This window comes from Corynebacterium sp. HMSC067D03, from assembly GCF_001811185.1.
Taxonomy (GTDB): Bacteria; Actinomycetota; Actinomycetes; order Mycobacteriales; family Mycobacteriaceae; genus Corynebacterium; species Corynebacterium coyleae.
In genome coordinates this window covers 85599-103576 of sequence record NZ_KV803811.1, presented here as the reverse complement: position 1 = coordinate 103576, position 17978 = coordinate 85599, and the positions used below count along the sequence as shown (strand labels likewise).

Annotated in this window: 19 protein-coding genes; 9 read left to right on the top strand and 10 right to left on the bottom strand. The window is 62.7% G+C overall.

Annotated elements, in window-relative coordinates; genetic code table 11:
* The 5 genes from HMPREF2785_RS05050 to HMPREF2785_RS05030 are packed head-to-tail and all read left to right on the top strand — an operon-like array spanning position 1 to position 3515.
* Positions 1 to 375: a hypothetical protein gene (locus HMPREF2785_RS05050; protein WP_070422506.1), complete on the top strand. Its 375-nt coding sequence runs from the start codon at positions 1 to 3 to the stop codon at positions 373 to 375.
* Entirely contained in the window at positions 375 to 1652 is a 1278-nt protein-coding gene (locus tag HMPREF2785_RS05045; protein WP_070614426.1) for an alpha,alpha-trehalose-phosphate synthase (UDP-forming), read from the top strand. Before HMPREF2785_RS05050 ends, HMPREF2785_RS05045 begins: the two co-directional genes overlap by 1 nt.
* Complete coding sequence (locus tag HMPREF2785_RS05040; RefSeq protein WP_070422504.1) at positions 1649 to 2050, top strand: YajG family lipoprotein; 402 nt, start codon at positions 1649 to 1651, stop codon at positions 2048 to 2050. Before HMPREF2785_RS05045 ends, HMPREF2785_RS05040 begins: the two co-directional genes overlap by 4 nt.
* Complete coding sequence (locus HMPREF2785_RS05035) at positions 2044 to 2751, top strand: trehalose-phosphatase (protein WP_070614425.1); 708 nt, start codon at positions 2044 to 2046, stop codon at positions 2749 to 2751. The genes HMPREF2785_RS05040 and HMPREF2785_RS05035 overlap by 7 nt, the downstream gene beginning before the upstream one ends.
* Entirely contained in the window at positions 2733 to 3515 is a 783-nt protein-coding gene (locus HMPREF2785_RS05030) for a CE1 family esterase (RefSeq protein ID WP_070614424.1), read from the top strand. Before HMPREF2785_RS05035 ends, HMPREF2785_RS05030 begins: the two co-directional genes overlap by 19 nt.
* On the opposite strand, the gene rlmB is transcribed toward HMPREF2785_RS05030, so the two are convergent.
* From rlmB to HMPREF2785_RS05000, 6 genes are all read right to left on the bottom strand, one after another.
* Entirely contained in the window at positions 3478 to 4410 is a 933-nt protein-coding gene (rlmB, locus tag HMPREF2785_RS05025) for a 23S rRNA (guanosine(2251)-2'-O)-methyltransferase RlmB (RefSeq protein WP_070422501.1), read from the bottom strand. The genes HMPREF2785_RS05030 and rlmB overlap by 38 nt on opposite strands.
* Positions 4411 to 4413: 3 nt before the next feature.
* A complete protein-coding gene (cysS, locus tag HMPREF2785_RS05020) occupies positions 4414 to 5772 on the bottom strand; it encodes a cysteine--tRNA ligase (RefSeq protein WP_083308872.1) in 1359 nt (452 codons plus the stop codon).
* 5 nt (positions 5773 to 5777) lie between these two features.
* A complete protein-coding gene (gene ispF, locus HMPREF2785_RS05015; protein ID WP_070422499.1) occupies positions 5778 to 6263 on the bottom strand; it encodes a 2-C-methyl-D-erythritol 2,4-cyclodiphosphate synthase in 486 nt (161 codons plus the stop codon).
* On the bottom strand, positions 6260 to 7735 hold the full coding sequence (locus HMPREF2785_RS05010) for an HNH endonuclease signature motif containing protein (RefSeq protein ID WP_070614422.1): 1476 nt from the start codon (positions 7733 to 7735) through the stop codon (positions 6260 to 6262). The genes ispF and HMPREF2785_RS05010 overlap by 4 nt, the downstream gene beginning before the upstream one ends.
* A 99-nt stretch (positions 7736 to 7834) precedes the next feature.
* Positions 7835 to 8557 (bottom strand): 2-C-methyl-D-erythritol 4-phosphate cytidylyltransferase, encoded by a 723-nt coding sequence (gene ispD, locus HMPREF2785_RS05005; RefSeq protein ID WP_070614421.1) that lies wholly within the window; start codon positions 8555 to 8557, stop codon positions 7835 to 7837.
* A gap of 9 nt (positions 8558 to 8566) precedes the next feature.
* Positions 8567 to 9145 (bottom strand): CarD family transcriptional regulator, encoded by a 579-nt coding sequence (locus HMPREF2785_RS05000; RefSeq protein WP_070450262.1) that lies wholly within the window; start codon positions 9143 to 9145, stop codon positions 8567 to 8569.
* A gap of 157 nt (positions 9146 to 9302) precedes the next feature.
* Between HMPREF2785_RS05000 and HMPREF2785_RS04995 the strand changes: the two genes are divergently transcribed.
* Together HMPREF2785_RS04995 and radA are read left to right on the top strand one after the other, a co-directional pair.
* Positions 9303 to 9842, top strand: a complete 540-nt coding sequence (locus HMPREF2785_RS04995) for a hypothetical protein (protein ID WP_070422495.1) — start codon at positions 9303 to 9305, stop codon at positions 9840 to 9842.
* A 118-nt stretch (positions 9843 to 9960) separates the two neighbouring features.
* Positions 9961 to 11325, top strand: coding sequence for a DNA repair protein RadA (radA, locus tag HMPREF2785_RS04990; protein WP_070614420.1), 1365 nt, complete (start codon positions 9961 to 9963; stop codon positions 11323 to 11325).
* Positions 11326 to 11335: 10 nt separating this feature from the next.
* Here the strand turns inward: radA and HMPREF2785_RS04985 are convergent, their stop codons facing one another.
* Together HMPREF2785_RS04985 and HMPREF2785_RS04980 are read right to left on the bottom strand one after the other, a co-directional pair.
* Positions 11336 to 12013 (bottom strand): hypothetical protein, encoded by a 678-nt coding sequence (locus HMPREF2785_RS04985; RefSeq protein WP_070614419.1) that lies wholly within the window; start codon positions 12011 to 12013, stop codon positions 11336 to 11338.
* A gap of 9 nt (positions 12014 to 12022) precedes the next feature.
* Entirely contained in the window at positions 12023 to 12643 is a 621-nt protein-coding gene (locus HMPREF2785_RS04980; protein ID WP_070614418.1) for a carbonic anhydrase, read from the bottom strand.
* A 10-nt stretch (positions 12644 to 12653) separates the two neighbouring features.
* On the opposite strand from HMPREF2785_RS04980, the gene HMPREF2785_RS04975 reads away from it, so the two are divergent.
* A complete protein-coding gene (locus HMPREF2785_RS04975) occupies positions 12654 to 13529 on the top strand; it encodes an HhH-GPD family protein (RefSeq protein WP_371440485.1) in 876 nt (291 codons plus the stop codon).
* Here the strand turns inward: HMPREF2785_RS04975 and HMPREF2785_RS11560 are convergent.
* Positions 13508 to 13678, bottom strand: a complete 171-nt coding sequence (locus tag HMPREF2785_RS11560) for a DUF4236 domain-containing protein (RefSeq protein ID WP_083308868.1) — start codon at positions 13676 to 13678, stop codon at positions 13508 to 13510. The two genes, HMPREF2785_RS04975 and HMPREF2785_RS11560, sit on opposite strands and share 22 nt — an antisense overlap.
* A gap of 24 nt (positions 13679 to 13702) precedes the next feature.
* On the opposite strand from HMPREF2785_RS11560, the gene HMPREF2785_RS04970 reads away from it, so the two are divergent.
* Positions 13703 to 15166: a lipase family protein gene (locus HMPREF2785_RS04970; RefSeq protein WP_070614417.1), complete on the top strand. Its 1464-nt coding sequence runs from the start codon at positions 13703 to 13705 to the stop codon at positions 15164 to 15166.
* On the opposite strand, the gene HMPREF2785_RS04965 is transcribed toward HMPREF2785_RS04970, so the two are convergent.
* Positions 15118 to 17859 (bottom strand): ATP-dependent Clp protease ATP-binding subunit, encoded by a 2742-nt coding sequence (locus tag HMPREF2785_RS04965; protein ID WP_070422490.1) that lies wholly within the window; start codon positions 17857 to 17859, stop codon positions 15118 to 15120. The genes HMPREF2785_RS04970 and HMPREF2785_RS04965 overlap by 49 nt on opposite strands.
* Positions 17860 to 17978: the final 119 nt, after the last annotated feature.

Here is a 17978-nt window from a genome sequence, read left to right as displayed (position 1 = left end):
GTGCCACCTAAGATCACCGATTCGCGCCCCACCGCCGAACAAACGCATGCCGTTGAGGAGCAAACTGCGTCGGGCGCCCGTCGGATCGTGGCCACTTACGCTGAGGACTTCCTGGACGGCGTAACGCTCATGTCCATGCTGGGTGTCACCCCGCAGGGCTTCGTGTACAAGCGCTACGTCGAGGACCTGGAGCAAGCAGCGGAAGAGGAAGCGCCGAAGAAGGCCACCAAGAAGAAGGCAACGAAGAAGAAGGCGTCCAAGAAGAAGGCCACGAAGAAGAAGGCGACGAAGAAAAAGTCCACCAAGAAGGCAGTGAAGAAGGCTGCCAAGAAGACTGCTAAAAAGTCGACGAAGAAGACCGCCAAGAAGGCCTAATGGGTAGCAACGAGTTCCTCGTCGTGGCCAACCGCCTGCCTGTAGACAAGGTGGGCGACCATTACGAGGTCTCCCCTGGCGGTTTAGTCGCAGCCCTCGCACCGGTACTGCGCTCCCGTGGGGGCTGCTGGGTGGGATGGCCTGGCAATACCAGCGCAGAACTCGAACCGTTTGAGTTCAACGGCATCTCGCTGGTCCCCGTGTGCTTGGACCAGGACGACTTCGAGGGCTTCTACGAGGGCTTTTCCAACTCCACATTGTGGCCGCTGTACCACGACCTCATCGTCACCCCCGAGTACAGGCAGGAGTGGTGGGAGCGCTATGTCGCCGTCAACGAAAAGTTTGCGCGGGCGACCGCCAAAGCCGCTGGCAAAAACGCCACGGTGTGGGTGCAGGACTACCAGCTTCAGCTCGTACCGGGGATGCTGCGCGAACTACGCCCCGACTTAACCATCGGCTTTTTCCTGCACATCCCGTTCCCGGCACCAGCGCTGTTCCAGCAGTTGCCGTGGCGCGACGAGATCCTCTCCGGCCTGTCCGGCTGCGACCTGATCGGTTTTCAGCGCACCACCGACGAAGAGAACTTCCGCCTGCTCACCACCGATATTCGTACTGGCACCTTCCCCATTTCTATTGATGCGGATGAGGTGCAGGCGGCGACGGAGTCGTCGATACGCACACTGCGCAATTCGCTCGGCAACCCGAAGCACGTGCTGCTGGGCGTGGATCGGATGGATTACACCAAGGGCATCCTGCAGCGACTGCTGGCGGTCGAGGAACTGCTGGAGGAAGGCGAACTCGACGATATTGCCGTGGTGCAGTTGGCTACGCCGTCGCGTGAACGCATCGAGCACTACCGCAAGACCCGTACGGAAGTTGAGCAGGCGATCGGGCGTATCAACGGCCGCTTCGGCCAGGTCGGCCGCCCGGTCGTGCATTACATCCACCGCGGAGTGTCCAAGGACAAGCTGGGTACCTTTTATGCGGCGGCCGACATCATGCTGGTCACGCCGTTTAAGGACGGCATGAACCTCGTGGCCAAGGAGTACGTCGCCGCACACCCGAAGGGCGACGGCGCGCTTGTGCTTTCCGAGTTCGCAGGCGCTGCAGTCGAACTCAACCAGGCCTACCTGTGCAATCCGTTCGACCTGGGGTCCGTCAAGGCCGCGATTGTGGCCGCAACCAATCCTGATCCGGCACGCATGCGGGCGATGCACGACTGGGTCATGGAACACGACGTGACCCGCTGGGCGCAGGACTTCTTGGAGGCGTTGTGAAGCGCGCGCTGCTGCTCGCCCCGGTGATGCTGCTCGCGGCGTGTTCGAGCCCACAGCAGTGGCACGTCGTTGGCGTATACACCGACCCAGAGGCGCCCGTCGCGCGCAATACCGGCGGCGCATCCGTCACCTTTTCGGGTTCGTCGTTTTCCGGTACCACCGGCTGCGCTGAAGTGTCCGGCGAGTTTGAAGGCGACGACACTGTGCGCCTCCACGACGTGACGGTCGGCGACCCGGGCGACTGCTCCGGCTGGGCCCGCCACATGCACGACCAGTTGGCGCCACTGCTTCACGACGACTCCGAGTTCACCGTCACCCGCCCAACCGACACCGACCTTGTGCTCACCCTGCTCAGTGACGCCGTGGATGCCCCGGCCGTTAAACTGCGCACATGGTGATTGCTCAGGCAGAAACGTTGTTGGTGTGCCTCGACTTCGACGGCACGCTTGCTGAACTCAACCCCTACCCCTACGCGGTCACAATGCATCCGGCGGCCGAGGACGCGATCCGTCGCCTTGCTGCTCTCCCCGGCACCGAGGTTGCAATCCTGTCCGGACGACACCTCGACGGCCTGCGCCAGGTCCTCCCTTCCGGCCTCAATGTCACGCTCGTCGGCTCCCATGGCGCCGAGCCCGGGCCCACGCTTGACGACGACTCCCGCGCCCACCTCGACGACATCGAACGCCAACTGCGCGACATCGCCATCCCGCCCGCCTATGTGGAGGTGAAGCCGTATCAGAGGGTGTTGCACGTGGCGCCGGTCGCGGATAAGCAGGCGGCCCAGGACATGCTCGATGCCGCCGCTGCCCTGCCCGCCCGCAAGATCACACTGGGACATAACGTGGTGGAGTTTTCGGCCGTGGATATCACGAAGGGCACCTGGCTCGCTGAATACAAACGTGACTTCGCGGCCACCGTGTTCGCGGGTGACGACGACACCGACGAAACCGCCATCGCCGCCCTCGGCCCCACCGACCTGGCGGTAAAGGTCGGCGACAAACCCTCGCTGGCGTCGCGTCGCGTCGCAGGTGTTGACGCCATGGCTGAGCTCTTGGCGGAACTCGCCGACGAAAGGGAAGCATGGAACGCCTCTCGCTAGAGCACCAGGGACGCACTCGCACCTGGACCGCCGTCGAAGGCGACCCCGACACGCTCCTGCTGGTGCTGCACGGCTCGCGCCAATCCGGCAACGTGATGCGCAACTTCACGGATCGCACCTTTGAAGCCCTCGGCGCGACCGTGGCCTACCCGGACGGTGTGGAGCACCACTTCAACGACCTGCGCACCGGTTTCAACGAGTCCGCACGCCGCCTGAACATCGACGACGTCGGATTCCTACGGAAGGTCATCGCACACCACGCCCCGCGTCGCGTGATCGGCATCGGCTTTTCCAACGGCGGCCAAATGGTCATGCGCCTCCTTTTCGACGCCCCCGGCCTCCTCGACGGCGCCGCCACCTTCGGCGCCTCCATGCCCGTCGAATCCAACACGTGTGTTGGCACTTCCGATTATCAGCCCACCCCGCTCGTTTCCGTCCAAGGCACCGCCGACCCGCTCGTCCCCTACAACGGCGGCGAAGCCGGGATCGGCGGCAACAACCGTGGCCAGACCCGTTCCGCAATCAACTCTGCGCAGTTCTTTGCGGAACTCAACTCGTGTGAGTGGCGGGGGTCGTCGACAAGCGGTGCCCTGCGTATCGACGACTGGCACGGCCCCGCCCCCGTCCGCCTCATCACCATCGACGGTTTCGGCCACATGGTGCCGGTAGCCAAAACGCTCGACGCGCGGCTTGGGCCCGGCACCGACGAGATCACCGGCGGTGAGGTTATTCAGCGATTCTTCTTTGACGAGCGAACTCGCTAAGCACCACGCCCGCCGCCACCGACGCGTTGAGGGACTCCACCCAATCCGTCATCGGCACCGACATGATCACGTCGCAGTTCTCGCGCACCAGGCGTGAAATGCCCTTGCCTTCGGAGCCAACCACGATCACTACCGGGCCCGTGGCCTGGTCAAACGTGTCCAGGGTGTGCTCGCCGCCCGCATCCAGGCCGACGACCGTGTAGCCGTTGTCCTGGAATTTCTTCACCGTGCGGGTCACGTTGGTCACGCGCGCCACCGGCAACTGCGCCGCCGTACCCGCCGACGTCCGCCACGCCACACCCGTGACCTGCGCCGAACGCCGTTCCGGGATGATCACGCCGTTACCACCGAACGCCGCAGTCGAACGAATCACCGCACCAAGATTGCGCGGATCCGTAATGTTGTCCAGCACCACAAACATGCCGGGGCCATCCACCGACTCCAGCAGGTCATCCAGGTCAGCGTACTTGTACGGCTGGATCTTCAGTCCGATGCCCTGGTGCAGGCCGTTACCGGTCATCGCATCCAACTGCTGACGCGGCACCTCCTGCACCGGAATGTTCTTGCTGTTCGCCAGCGCAACGGCCTCGCTCAGACGATCATCGTGGCCAGTGCCCTGCGCGACGAACAACGCCTCCGACGGCACCTTCGCCTTCAGACACTCAATGACCGGGTTGCGGCCCACCACCAGATCCGCCACCTCACGGTCGTGCCGACCCTGCGCGCGGCGCTTCTGCTCCAACTTGCGCTTATGCGCCGCGTGGTAGACGCGATCCTCAGCCTTCGGCGTCGCACCCTTGCCCTTCAGGCCACGGCGACGCTGCCCGCCAGAGCCCTTCGTCGGACCCTTTTTGTTCTTCTTCTGTACGTCACGACGCTGATACGGTTTCGCCATCGTCTACTCCTTTACCTGCCACTGCGGCCCCTCGGCCGTGTCGGTCACTTCAATTCCCGCACGCGCCAACCGGTCGCGCACCTCGTCCGCCGTGGCCCAATCCTTCTCCGCACGCGCGGTCGCACGGCGTTCCAGTTCAGCTTCCACCAGCACGTCTAATGCCTTGCTATTGCCATTGCTTGACGACGACCCCCACGCCCCCGGATCAACACCCAACACCGCCGCCATCGCACGCACCTGCGCCGCGATCGGGGCCGGATCGGCTGCCTTATTGCCCTCGCGCACAAGGTTGTGGATTTCTGCGAGGGCTTTCGGGACGGCGAAGTCGTCGTTAAGCGCCTGCTCAAATGCCTCAGTCCACGTCGACGGCTCCGGCATACCAGCGCGCTTCACAAACTCCTCGATGCGCCTGTAACCCGCCGCCGCCTCCTTAAGCGCCTCCGGCGAATACTCCAACACGCTGCGGTAATGCGCCGAACCAAGGTAGTAACGCAACTCCACCGGACGCACTTCCTCCAACATGTTGTCGATGGACAGCACATTGCCCAGGCTCTTCGACATCTTCTCGCCAGCCATGGTCACCCAGTGGTTGTGCATCCAGTACTGCGCGAAATCATCGCCCGCCGCATGCGACTGCGCCTGCTCGTTCTCGTGGTGCGGGAACTGCAGGTCAAGGCCACCACCGTGGATGTCAAACGTGCCACCCAGGTACCACGTGGACATCGCCGAGCACTCTAAGTGCCACCCCGGACGCCCATCGCCCCACGGGGTCGGCCAACTCGGCTCACCCGGTTTCGCCGCCTTCCACAACGCGAAATCACGTGCGCCACGCTTGCCCGCGTTCGACGTCTCCCCCTGCTCCATCTCCTCAACCTTGTTGCCGGAAATCGAGCCGTAATCGCCGCCCGCCTTCACCCAAGCGTCAACGTCGAAGTACACCGAACCGTCCGCTGCATAGGCGTAGCCGTTATCAAACAGGCGCTGCATGTAATCGACCATCTGCGTCACATGCCCAGTCGCCCGCGGCTCCACCGACGGTGGCAACACACCAAGCGTGTCGTACGCACGGGTGAACTCACGCTCGTACGTGGACACCCACTCCCACCAGGGGCGATTGTGCTCGTCTGCCTTGGTGAGAATCTTGTCGTCAATATCCGTGACATTACGCACGAACGCCACGTCGTTGCCCTTCGCCGCAAACCAGCGACGAACAATATCAAACGCAACACCCGAACGCAGGTGGCCAATATGCGGCTTCGCCTGCGGAGTGGCGCCACACAGATAAATCGAAACGTGGCCAGGATTCACCGGCTCGAAGTCTCGCAGCGTGCGGGTCTTGGTGTCGAAAATACGTTGATTCACGCCGTTTATCCTACGTTGCCGTTCAATTCCACCAACGCAGTGGCAATCGCCGCCCGGCCCTCACCCGAACCAGTGAACCCCATGTGGTCCGTCGTCGTCGCCGACACCGATACCGGAGCACCCAAAGCCTGCGACAACACCCGCTCTGCCTCCTCACGCACCGGGCCCATCTTCGGGGTCTGCCCAATCATTTGTGCAGAAACATTGACGACGGTGTGGCCGTGGTCGTCTACAAGCGCACGGAGCTCCTCGAGCAACTGCACCCCTCGGACCCCGTCATACTCCGGGCGGCCGACCCCGACGAACGAGCCGAGATCCCCAAGGCCCGCCGCCGACAGCACCGCGTCCACGATCGCGTGGCTGACAACATCGCCATCTGAATGACCTTCGCAACCATCCTGGCCCTCGTGCAGAATTCCGGCGATCCAGCACTCCTTCCCGGCCTGGATCTGATGGGCATCGAAGGCAGTACCAACTCGCAGATTCGTCATGGACTGAACACTACCCACTCCGGGGACGCCGAGTCGCATTCTTCGAAGCCCTCGCGCTCCAGTTCGAGGTCGCGCAGGTGTCTCTTCAGCGAGGCGAGGAGTTCCGGCGTAATCTCCGGCATCTTCTCCGGCGCATACTCGAACTTGCGGCCAAACTTATCCTCCAGCGTGGTGATCGTTTCCACGCAGGCTTCCCAGTCGTAGTCCTTTTCGTACTGCTCCACCGCCGAGTGACACCGGGCGTTGAACTCCGCACTGTCGCGGCGCCGCTTCCGACGCTGTTCCAGAGTGGACTTCCACCGCGGGTTTTCACCTTCGGCGAGATACTCGACGATCAAGCCGTCGGGTTCGCTGACCTGGAAGGTGCCGTCATCGAAAAGCCAGACGATTTCGCCCGTGACGTGATCGACCACATAGGTAGCGCGGCGGTCCGTCTTGATGTTGTGGTGACGCTGGCACAGACAGAACAGGTTCGACGGCGTCGTTTTGCCGCCGTTGCCGTAGGGAATGCGGTGGTCGAGCTGGCAGCGCCTCGCGGCAACGTTGCAACCCGGCCAACGGCAGGTACCGTCGCGGGTTTGCACGAACGCCTTCATTGCTTCGGTGGGCACATAGGCGTCGGTCTCGGCATGTTCAGCCTCGTCGAGGTCGATGACCTTCACCTTGGCGGTTTCTTTGAGAGCGTCGATGATTTCCGTGCCGTCTGCCCCCGACCAGCCGAAGCCGGGAACGAAGTAGCCGGCGCCTGGGGTCTTCGGCGAAAACACGTGCAGCACCAACTGAATCGACGAGTGCTGCTGGCCGGTGAGGATCATCTGCAGTGCATCGTCACGACTGAGCTTGTGTTCCTTCGCGACGGCACCGACATACATATCCATCAGGCCAATCGTTGCCGAGTCGCCAGAGATATTCAGACCGGCGTCCCCGTCGTCTTGGCCATAGAACACGCCTTGGCAGGTGCCGAATGGCGCATCTTTTGCTTTCTTGCGAACTTTCGTTTTCTTCGGGCTTGGTGCCAACTTCGCATCGACTTGCTTAATCCGATCACGCAGGCGGCGCTTTAGCGACGTCGCCGACGGCAACTCCATCCCGGCGGAACGCGGCGTGAACACCTTGACTAGGTAGTCGTCGAACTCAGCCAACACTTCGGGCGTGGCGAGATCGTTCAACCGGTTTAGCACGGTCTCGATTGCGCTAAGGCGCGTGATATCTAGCCGTCGCATATCAGCCTGCATTTGGCGTAGTTTCGGCAGGTCTGCCAAGACGCTATACCCCAGAATTCCGCTTTCAGCCCAGCTCACGGTACGGCCGGCGGCGCTTGCGATGCGCTGGCTTACCAGTTCGAAGTCGTCGATAATCGCACCGGGCTCAGCGTAAGCGTGAAAGATACTGTATTCCGCGTCTCGCATCGCTTGACCTGCGACGCTAATCTGGTCACCCTGACGTTCTGTTGCGAAGTATCCGGTAGACATTGTCCCCCCTTTCGATCTTTCAATCGAACATACATGCCACCACCGCGACAATGTAAGGGTTTTTCGAAACTTTTTAGATAATTCGTTCGAACGCCCTAGCTAGTTGCCGGGGATCTCGAACACGGTCGGCTCGGCCTCATCGGTAATGCTTTTCGCCAGGCGAAGATCGATCGGGGTGGTAATCTTGAACGCCATCGGATCGCCCTGAACAGTGGTGACGGGGGCGCCGTACCACTCCATTAGAGACGCGTCATCAGTTGCCACGAACTCGGGCGACTGCTCAAGGTAAGCACGGTTGGCGGCACGCAATTGGCGCAGGTCAAAGCCTTGCGGTGTCTGTGCGGCCCGCAAACGGCTGCGGTCCAGCGTCGCCTCCACCGCATGCACCGCACCCCCACTGACCTGTTTAATGGTGTCCGCGACAGGTACAATCGGCACCACTGCGGGCGCGCCATCGAGCACGGCACGGGCCACGCGGGCAATCATGCCGGGAGGGGTGAGGGCGCGGGCGGCGTCGTGGACGAGCACGCAGGCGTCGTCAAGCGAAATTGCTTCGAGCGCTGCGTAGATGGAGTCCGCGCGCTCCGCACCGCCATGCACAAACTGCACGTCATGCTCCCGCAGGCACTGTCGGGCGTGCTCCTCCATGGCAGGGCTGATGACGACGACCACCTGGTCCACAATTTCGGAGGTTTCCATCGCGGTGACGGAACGCTCCAAAAGCGTGCGCCCGCGCAACGGGACGTACGCCTTTGGCACCTCAGCGCCCAGCCGGGTGCCCTGACCTGCTGCGGCAACAACCGCTACGACACGGCGGTCCAAGGGCTCGTCTTACTCGTCGTCGAAAGAAAGCTCGTCGAGGTCAACATCATCTTCGGCGTCAACATCGCCCGGCGCCTCGGAGATACCGGCCTTGACCTGCTCGTCGATGATCTTCTGGATCTCGGCTTCCATCTCCTCGACCTTCTTCTCATCAACAGGCTCTGCAAGCGCGAGCTCACCGACGAGAATCTGGCGGGCCTTGCCAAGCATGCGCTTCTCACCAGCAGAAAGACCCTTGCCCTGGTCACGGCGCCACAGGTCACGTACAACCTCGGCCACCTTATTAATGTCGCCGGAAGCAAGGCGCTCCTGGTTCGCCTTATAGCGACGAGACCAGTTGCCGGCCTCCTCAACATCCGTCTCACGCAGCACGGAGAACACCTTCTGCAGGCCCTCCTCGTTGACTACGTCACGCACACCGACAAGCTCGGAGTTCTTTACGGGCACGCGAACCTCAAGGTCTGAGTGGAGAATCTGCAGCACCAAGAAGTCCAGCTTCTCGCCGCGCATCTCACGCTCTTCGATGTCGGCGATACGCGCCGCGCCGTGGTGCGGGTAAACGACCACTTCTCCGACCTTGAATTCCATAAACGCTCCTTGGTGCTCCCGGCGAAGTTTTGACCCCACAACCCTACCACCGCCTTCAAAGCTCCGAATAGGGGATAAAATGGGAAAAGTTGCTGTCTAGGCGCTAAAGTATTCCAGAGAATAACCTTCGAAACCGTTTGACTATGGAGGACCCCACGTGAAGTCCCTGAAGCAGGTAGCCGTTATCGCTGCCGCTGGCTGCGCATCCTTGGCCCTTGTTGGCTGCTCCGCTGGCCAGATTACTCAGACCTCGAACCAGGTCGCTGCTGTGGATGGTGCCAGCGCCGCAACCGAGAACGGCGAAGTTGCTGTGCAGGATGTCACCGTCGTCTTGGCTGAGGACGGCAAGGCTGCCCTCAAGTTCACCGCGACGAACCAGGACACCTCCATGACGGATCACACGTTGAAGTCCGTCACCGCTGGTGGCAACACCGTCAAGATCGCAAACAACAACACGATTAAGTACAACTGCGTGTTGGTTGCTGATTCCGCCGAGGGCCTCGAGCGCCTGCCGCAGGATGACGCGAACTGCATCAGCTACACCGCTACCTCGCTGGCTAACGACGATTTCGCGTACGGCGGCAACGTCCCGGTCACGTTCAACTTTGACACCGGCTCCATCGACGTTGTGGCTACCGTGTCTGCACCGCACCTCGTTTCGGGCCAGGTTGACCGCGAGACTGGCGCGAAGCACTAAGAGCTTTTCGCTTATCGACGAACACATGCCGCTGGGTTAACCAGCGGCCTTTTCGTTTTCGAACACTTTTCGAACACTTGCAGGCTCCGTGTCGTGTGCGTGTTATACGGTGTCGCACATGGCTAAGAAACCTCGCGTGATCCACACGTGCTCCGAATGCGGCTACTCTTCCCCGAAGTGGCTCGGCCGCTGCCCTGAGTGCGGGTCGTGGGGAACGTTGCAAGAAGAAGCGCCGGCTGCGGTTTCCGCAGGTCCGGTAAAGACGTCTGCGCTGACACCGACGTCGCCCGCGACCCCGATCACGAAGGTGAACGCGACTGCGACGCGCACGTTGCCCTCTGGCATCCGGGAACTCGACCGGGTGTTGGGTTCCGGTGTCGTGCCGGGGTCGGTGGTGCTGATGGCCGGTGAGCCGGGCGTGGGTAAATCGACGCTGTTGCTTGAGGTGGCATCCCGGTGGGCGGCGATGGATGGCCGCAAGGCGCTATACGTGACTGCTGAGGAATCTGCAGGCCAGGTCCGTGCCCGTGCTGAGCGCACCGATGCGCTGAAAGACACGCTGTACTTGGCGGCGGAGTCGAACCTCGACGTGGTGTTTGGCCACGTCCAGCAGGTCAACCCCTCGCTGCTCATTGTGGATTCGGTGCAGACTATGCACGCCGCGGGTGTGGAGGGTGTTGCGGGTGGGGTGGCACAGTCCCGCGCAGTAACGGCTGCGCTGACCACGCTGGCGAAGACGACGAACCTGCCGATCATCCTGGTGGGGCATGTGACTAAGGACGGCAACGTGGCCGGCCCGCGCGTGCTCGAGCACCTGGTGGATGTGGTGTTGAACTTTGAGGGTGACAGGCAGTCGTCGTTACGCATGCTGCGTGGCATGAAGAATCGCTTCGGGGCAACGGATGAGGTGGGGTGCTTCGAGCAGACCGCTGGTGGCATCCGGGAGGTACCGGACCCATCGGGGCTGTTCCTCTCTCACCGCGGGAAGACTCCGGACGGTTCTGCGGTCACGGTGGCGATGGATGGCGTCCGGCCGATGCTGGCGGAAGTCCAGGCACTTACCGTCGATCCGGTGAATAAGAGCCCGCGACGCGTGGTCACGGGCTTGGATTTCAACAGGGTGCCGATGGTGCTCGCTGTCCTGCAGGCACGCTGCGGGCAGCGCACGAATGACAAGGACGCGTACGTAGCAACCGTTGGCGGTGTGAAGATCACCGAAACAGCAACGGATCTTGCGGTCGCGCTGGCTACATGGTCGAGCCTGCACGAAACACCGCTGCCGCCGAAGACTGTGGTCATCGGCGAAGTGGGCCTCGCGGGTGAACTACGAAGGGTGCCTAACCTCGGACGCCGCCTGCAGGAGGCGGCGAGGTTGGGATACGAAAACGCGATCGTGCCCAGCGGAGAACTCGAACCGGTCGAGGGAATGCGGGTCATTCAGGTCTCTACGCTCGGGGAGGCGATCGCGCTGTTAGCTAAATAACTACAAGAAACTAGGTGATGTTGAAGGGGGCTGCTTCCGAAGCATTGTCGCCGATGACCGTGTGCAGGAAGTAGGACCCCGGCTCGATCGCGGGACGGTCATCACACTTACCCGGCTGAGATACGGTGCCGGACCAGCGAGCCTGGTAGCCCTGCTTCTCCCCCGCCTTGTAGGTCTGGGTGCCGGACACGACGGGCTGGTAGCAGTCGGTGTCTGCCCACATGCGCTCGTTAGTACGCATGTCGTACACCTCGAAGCGCAGGATGTTCTCGTCAAGGTCGATGACGCAGTCGGTGTCGGTCGGGTTTTCCACTTCCATGTAGAACACCGGCTCGGTGCCTGCGGCGTAGGACGGCTGGTTCGGCAACGCCTTGATCCGTAGGTCCTTGAGTTCGCATGCGCCAGTGCGGGCCGGTGCGGCCTCAACACTGGAGGAAGGTTCCTCCGACGGGGATGCAGACTCCGAAGCAGATTCCTCAGGCGCGGCGACGGTCGGCTCGGTAGCCACGGTCGGGTTCACGGTTTGCTCGGTGGAGGTTTCGGTTGCCCCATCCGATCCGGATCCGCCGCTGCGGGCCATGGAGGAAAGCGCCCAGACCAGCAACGCCACAACCACGAGGAGGATGACGAGGGCCGCGACGCGGCGACGCATGTAGATCTCCGGGGGCAATGGGCGCTGGTTCGACATGCTTATAACTTAATCGCCGAAGTTTTCGTAGGTGGTCTCGACACGGCCGTCCGAAAGACGGTAACGCGCGCCAACCACACCGATGCTGCGCTTGCTCAAGCCAGCAACGACGGCGGGGATGCGGGCGACCAAGTGCTCGGCGCCGTGGCGGGCGTGGGCTTGCTCGACCTGTTCGCCGCGCTTTTCGGCCTCGACGATGGATGGGGCGATCTTCTCCACGAACAGGCGGGTCAGGCCATGCGGGATCTCGCCGGACTCGAACGCCTGGACTGCGGAGCCGACAGCGCCGCACTTTTCGTGGGAGAGGAACAGCACGAGGTCCACGCCGAGGCCGTCGACGGCGAACTCCACGGATGCGGAGACAGCGGAGTCGACGCAGCCGCCGGCGGTGCGGATGACGAAGATGTCGCCGAAGCCGGCGTCGAAAAGCAGCTCGACGGGCACGCGCGAGTCAGAACAACCGATGACACATACGGCTGGGTTCTGGCCGGACGTCAGCTGCTGGAGGGTTTCGGAATCGCGATTCGGGGCGACGGGGCTTCCGGTGGCGAAGCGTTCGTTGCCTGCGCGAAGCAGGTCCCATACTTCGCGCGGGGAGGTTGCGGCCTGGAGCTCTGTTGTATTAGTCATACCGGCTATTGTGGCACGCATTGTGCAGAATATTCGCCCAAATCAGGTAGTTGATTGGTACCGCGCCAACGCGCGTGATTTGCCGTGGCGCAAACCAGACACGTCACCGTGGGGTGTGCTGATCAGCGAGGTCATGAGCCACCAAACCCAGGTGGAGCGCGTTGCCCCCATTTGGTTGGAGTGGATTGAGCGTTGGCCGACCCCGCACGATTTTGCGCAGGCGCGTATCGACGACATCCTGCGCGCCTGGGCCAACCTCGGCTACCCACGGCGGGCGTTGAGGTTGCGGGAGTGTGCACGGGTGATCGTCGATAAGCATGGTGGCGTTGTGCCAGACGATGTGGACGCGCTGCTGGCATTGCCGGGCATTGGGGATTACACGGCGCGAGCGGTGGCGTGCTTCGCGTACGGCAAGAACGTGCCGGTTGTGGATACGAATGTGCGGCGTGTGGTGGCGCGTGTGGAGCGCGGCCAGGCGCTTGGGGTTCCGGGGAAGAAGGAAATCGAGGAGGTAGCGCGGCTGCTACCGGAGGAAAAAGGGCCGGAGTTTTCGGTCGGGCTCATGGAGCTTGGGGCGCTGGTGTGCACCGCGAAGGCGCCGAAATGCGAAGTGTGTCCACTTGCGCAGGATTGTGCCTGGTTGGCGGCGGGGAGGCCGGCACCTGAGGAGGGGCAAAGGCGGCCGTCGCAACGCTTTGCGGGCACGGATAGGCAGGTGCGCGGCAAGATTATGAAGGTGCTGCGTGAGGCGGATTCGCCTGTTGAGCAGGCGGTTATCGACGCCGTCTGGCACGACGACGCCCAACGCTCACGCGCCCTGTTCTCACTACTGGAGGACGGCTTGGCCGAACAGGACGAGCGCGGTTACTTCCACTTGCCGCGGTAGGTCAGCCCGCCGGGCAGTTTCACCCACACGCCGCCACGCGAGTTGACCGTCACTGGGCCAAAGCGCTTGGAGGCGGAAACGCCCGAACCGGAGTAATTCAGCCAGCTGTCCTTGCTGAGCTTCTGGCGCTTACGAAACTGGAATCCCATAGCCGGCAGTTTACACTGCTGTACATGCAAAAACGTTGGTGCTCCCTGCTCATTCCGGTGTTATTGGCCCCATCCGCGCAGGCTGCGGACCTGAGCGCGGAGTCGTTGTCGTCGCTGTCGTCGGTGGGGTCGTCGACACTCGAGGTGGTACGCGACGCGTCGTCGTTGTCGTCGCTTCCGGAGTCATCGTGGAAACCACTGGCCGGCGCACCAGGTAGCGAGGCGGGTTCCCTCGACGCGGTGAAGCGGGTGCCAGGGTCGACCGGCCAGCGCATCCGCTACACCACCACGAATGACGAGGGCGAGAAGGTCGCGGTGACTGGGGCGTTTTACAAGCACCGCCGTGCGAAGGGACTCATCGCGCTCGCACCGGGCACGCGTGGTCTGGGTGATCAGTGCGCGCCGTCGGCAGGCTCGTCCATGCTGGTGCGCATCGAAGACGGCACCGTGAACATTAACTATGAGGCGCCCCTGGTACAGAAGCTGCTGGATGCCGGCTATTCCGTGGTGGTCACCGACTACATCGGGTTGGGCACCGATGGGTTGCACACCTACTTGAACAGGGTGGATCAGGGGCATGCGCTTATCGACGCCGCCCGCGCCGTTGCAAAACCAAACCAAAAAGTGGGCTTCTGGGGCTACTCCCAAGGCGGTGGCGCTGCCGCGGCCGCTGCGGAACTCGTCGCCGACTACGCCCCCGAACTCAACGTGATGGGAACGTTCTCCGGCGCCCCGCCAGCCGACCCGCTGGGTGTGCTGGAGCAAGGTACCGCACCGATGCTCACCGCCGTGGCCGGTTTTGCCGCTGCGAGCTACTCCGAAAGCTACCCGGAATTCGGCGAGGCCCTGCAGGAACACCTCACCGACGAGGGCAAAGTCTGGCTCGAAGGACTGAAAACCTCGTGTGTGGTCGACGCCTCGTTGTCTGCGCCAGCCGACCCTTCCACACTGTTCACCGCAGGCAACTCGTTCGCTGAAGTGGTGCACTCGGATGAGCGGCTGGCGAAATATCTGGAACTAAACAAAATGGGCACCGTCGCACCGTCTGCGCCGATCATGGTGATGACGAATGCCGACGACGACCTCGTTCCGGAGCCGCAAGCCACCCAACTGGCAGAGGACTATTGCGCCGTCGGTGCGCAGGTGGAGTACCGACGCGTGGTGGTGCCGGGTTCCCCGACGCAACCATTGTCTTCGGGGCGTCTGCAGTTGACGCCACGCGTTCCTGGTTCGGGCCATGCCGCTCCCCTGCTTTTGCAGGCCGATAATGCGATTGCGTGGATGGATGATCGTTTCGCCGAACAGCCTATGAAACGGGTGTGCCCCTCCGACCATCCTGCATATGAGGTGGTGAAGGGGCTTGACGCGGTGGAGATCACCGCGTTAGTCCTCGGCATCCTTGGGATGCTGGGGATACTCGGTGGCGCAGCCTGGTGGGTTTACACCGGCTCGGGGCCGTTGTCTTCCTTGCCCTCGTTGCCGTTCTGATCTTCGGCGGTCGTGTCGCGCTCATCCGGGAACTCGGAGGCTTCGGACTCCGGCTGGGTGCGCTCCGGCTCGATGTCGCGGACCTCTTCTTCCAGCTCGACGTCGAAGGCCTCCGCTGGCAGCGGGCGTGGACGTGGGGTGAAGGTGAAGGTCGCATCCGGGGCGGCCTTGCCGCGATCCTTGCGGGCCGTCTCCACGTCGCCATCCCAACCCTCGACGTCCACGGTGATGATCTCCCCGGCACCGATCTCGCCGAAGAGGATCTTCTCGGACAGGATGTCCTCGATCTCCCGCTGGATGGTGCGACGCAGCGGACGTGCACCCAGCACGGGGTCGAAACCACGGACTGCAAGCAGGTTCTTGGCGTTCTCGGTGAGCTCGATGCCCATGTCCTGCGCGGCCAGGTTCTTGTCCACTCGAGCGATGAGCAGGTCCACCATCTGGACAATCTCTTCCTGGGAGAGCTGCTTGAACACGACGATCTCGTCGATACGGTTCAGGAACTCCGGGCGGAAGTGCTTCTTCAACTCGTCGTGGACCTTACCCTTCATGCGCTCGTACTGCGCCTCGGAATCCGCAGCGGTATCCCCGGTGAAGCCCAGGCCGACCGGCTTGGAGATGTCGGAGGTACCCAGGTTCGAGGTGAAGATCAGCACCGTGTTCTTGAAGTCCACGTTGCGGCCCTGGCCGTCGGTGACGTGGCCTTCTTCCAGCACCTGCAGGAGGGTGTTGTAGATCTCCTTGTGGGCCTTCTCGATCTCGTCGAAAAGCACGACCGAGAACGGCTTGCGGCGCACCTTCTCGGTGAGCTGGCCGCCCTCTTCGTAGCCGACGTATCCCGGAGGGGCACCGAAGAGACGCGACGCCGTGAAGCGATCGTGGAACTCGCCCATGTCCACCTGGATCAGGGAGTCGTCGTCGCCGAAGAGGAACTCTGCAAGCGCCTTCGACAGCTCCGTCTTACCCACACCGGACGGGCCAGCGAAGATGAACGAACCGGACGGACGGTTCGGATCCTTCAGACCCGCACGGGTGCGGCGGATGGAACGGGACACAGCCTTAACAGCCTCGTCCTGACCGATGATGCGCTTGTGCAGCTCGCCTTCCATGTTGAGCAGGCGCTTCGACTCGCTCTCGGTGAGCTTGAACACCGGGATGCCGGTCCAGTTGGCCAGCACGTCAGCGATCTGCTCCTCGCCAACCTCGGCGATGTCCTCGAGGTCGTCCGAGCGCCACTTCTTCTCCTTCGCGGCGCGCTCCTCGGTGAGCTTGCGCTCCGTTTCGCGCAGGCTAGCTGCCTTCTCAAAGTCCTGGGCGTCGATCGCCGCTTCCTTTTCCTTGCGGACCTCAGCGATACGGTCGTCGACCTCACGCAGGGAATCCGGGGCGGTCATGCGCTTGATGCGCATGCGGGCGCCGGCCTCGTCGAGAAGATCGACTGCCTTATCCGGCAGGAAACGATCGTTGATGTAGCGATCCGACAGGTTTGCGGCTGCCTTGAGCGCATCGTCGGTGTAGGACACGCGGTGGTGCGCCTCGTAGCGGTCGCGCAGGCCCTTGAGGATCTGGATGGTGTCCTCGATGCTCGGCTCGTCCACCTGCACCGGCTGGAAACGACGCTCAAGAGCGGCGTCCTTCTCGATGTGCTTGCGGTACTCATCAAGCGTGGTGGCACCGATGGTCTGGAGCTCGCCACGAGCCAGCTTCGGCTTCAGCAGCGAAGCAGCGTCGATCGCGCCTTCGGCGGCACCGGCGCCGACGAGGGTGTGGATCTCGTCGATAAACAGGATGATGTCGCCGCGCTGGTTGATCTCCTTGAGCACCTTCTTCAGGCGCTCCTCGAAGTCACCGCGGTAACGCGAACCTGCAACCAGGGAGCCCAGGTCCAGCGAGTAAACCTGCTTGTCCTTCAGGGTCTCCGGGACGTTGCCGTTAGCAATGTCGAGCGCCAAGCCCTCCACGACAGCAGTCTTACCGACGCCCGGCTCACCAATGAGCACCGGGTTGTTCTTGGTACGGCGTGACAGAACCTGCATGACGCGCTCGATTTCCTTATCGCGACCCACAACCGGGTCGAGCTTGCCTTCCTTGGCAGCAGCGGTGAGGTTACGGCCGAACTGGTCGAGCACGAGCGAATTGGAACGCTCGCCGCCCTGCGGGCCGCCACCACCTGCACGGTTGCCGCCAGCACCCGCACCTGCGAAGCCTGGGCCGCCGCCCTGCTGCGGGGACTCCGGATTCTGTGCCTCGCCGCCCTCGTAACCAGACAGCAACTGGATAACCTGCTGGCGCACACGCGGCAGGTCAGCGCCGAGCTTGATCAGCACCTGCGCCGCAACGCCCTCGCCCTCACGGATCAGGCCGAGCAGCAAGAACTCGGTGCCGATGTACTTGTGGCCCATCTGCAAACCCTCACGCAGGGAGAGCTCCAGGACCTTCTTGGCGCGCGGGGTAAACGGGATGTGGCCGGTGACCGGCTGGGTGCCGTGGCCAATGATGTCGATGACCTCGCGGCGCACATCCTCAAGGTTGATACCCATGGATTCGAGGGCCTTCGCGGCGACGCCCTCGCCTTCCTTAATCAGGCCGAGCAGGATGTGCTCGGTGCCCATGTAGTTGTGATTGAGCGCGCGCGCTTCCTCCTGCGCCAGGACGATGACGCGACGGGCCCGGTCGGTAAACCGCTCGAACATGTGGCTGACCCCTTCTATAGCTAAATCGTTGTCCACCACCATAACGCCGGGGTGCGACATCACTTCCCACGTTTTGGCTGCCGGGGGCGTGGAATCGTCGAAAAGCAGTGCTCAGAGGG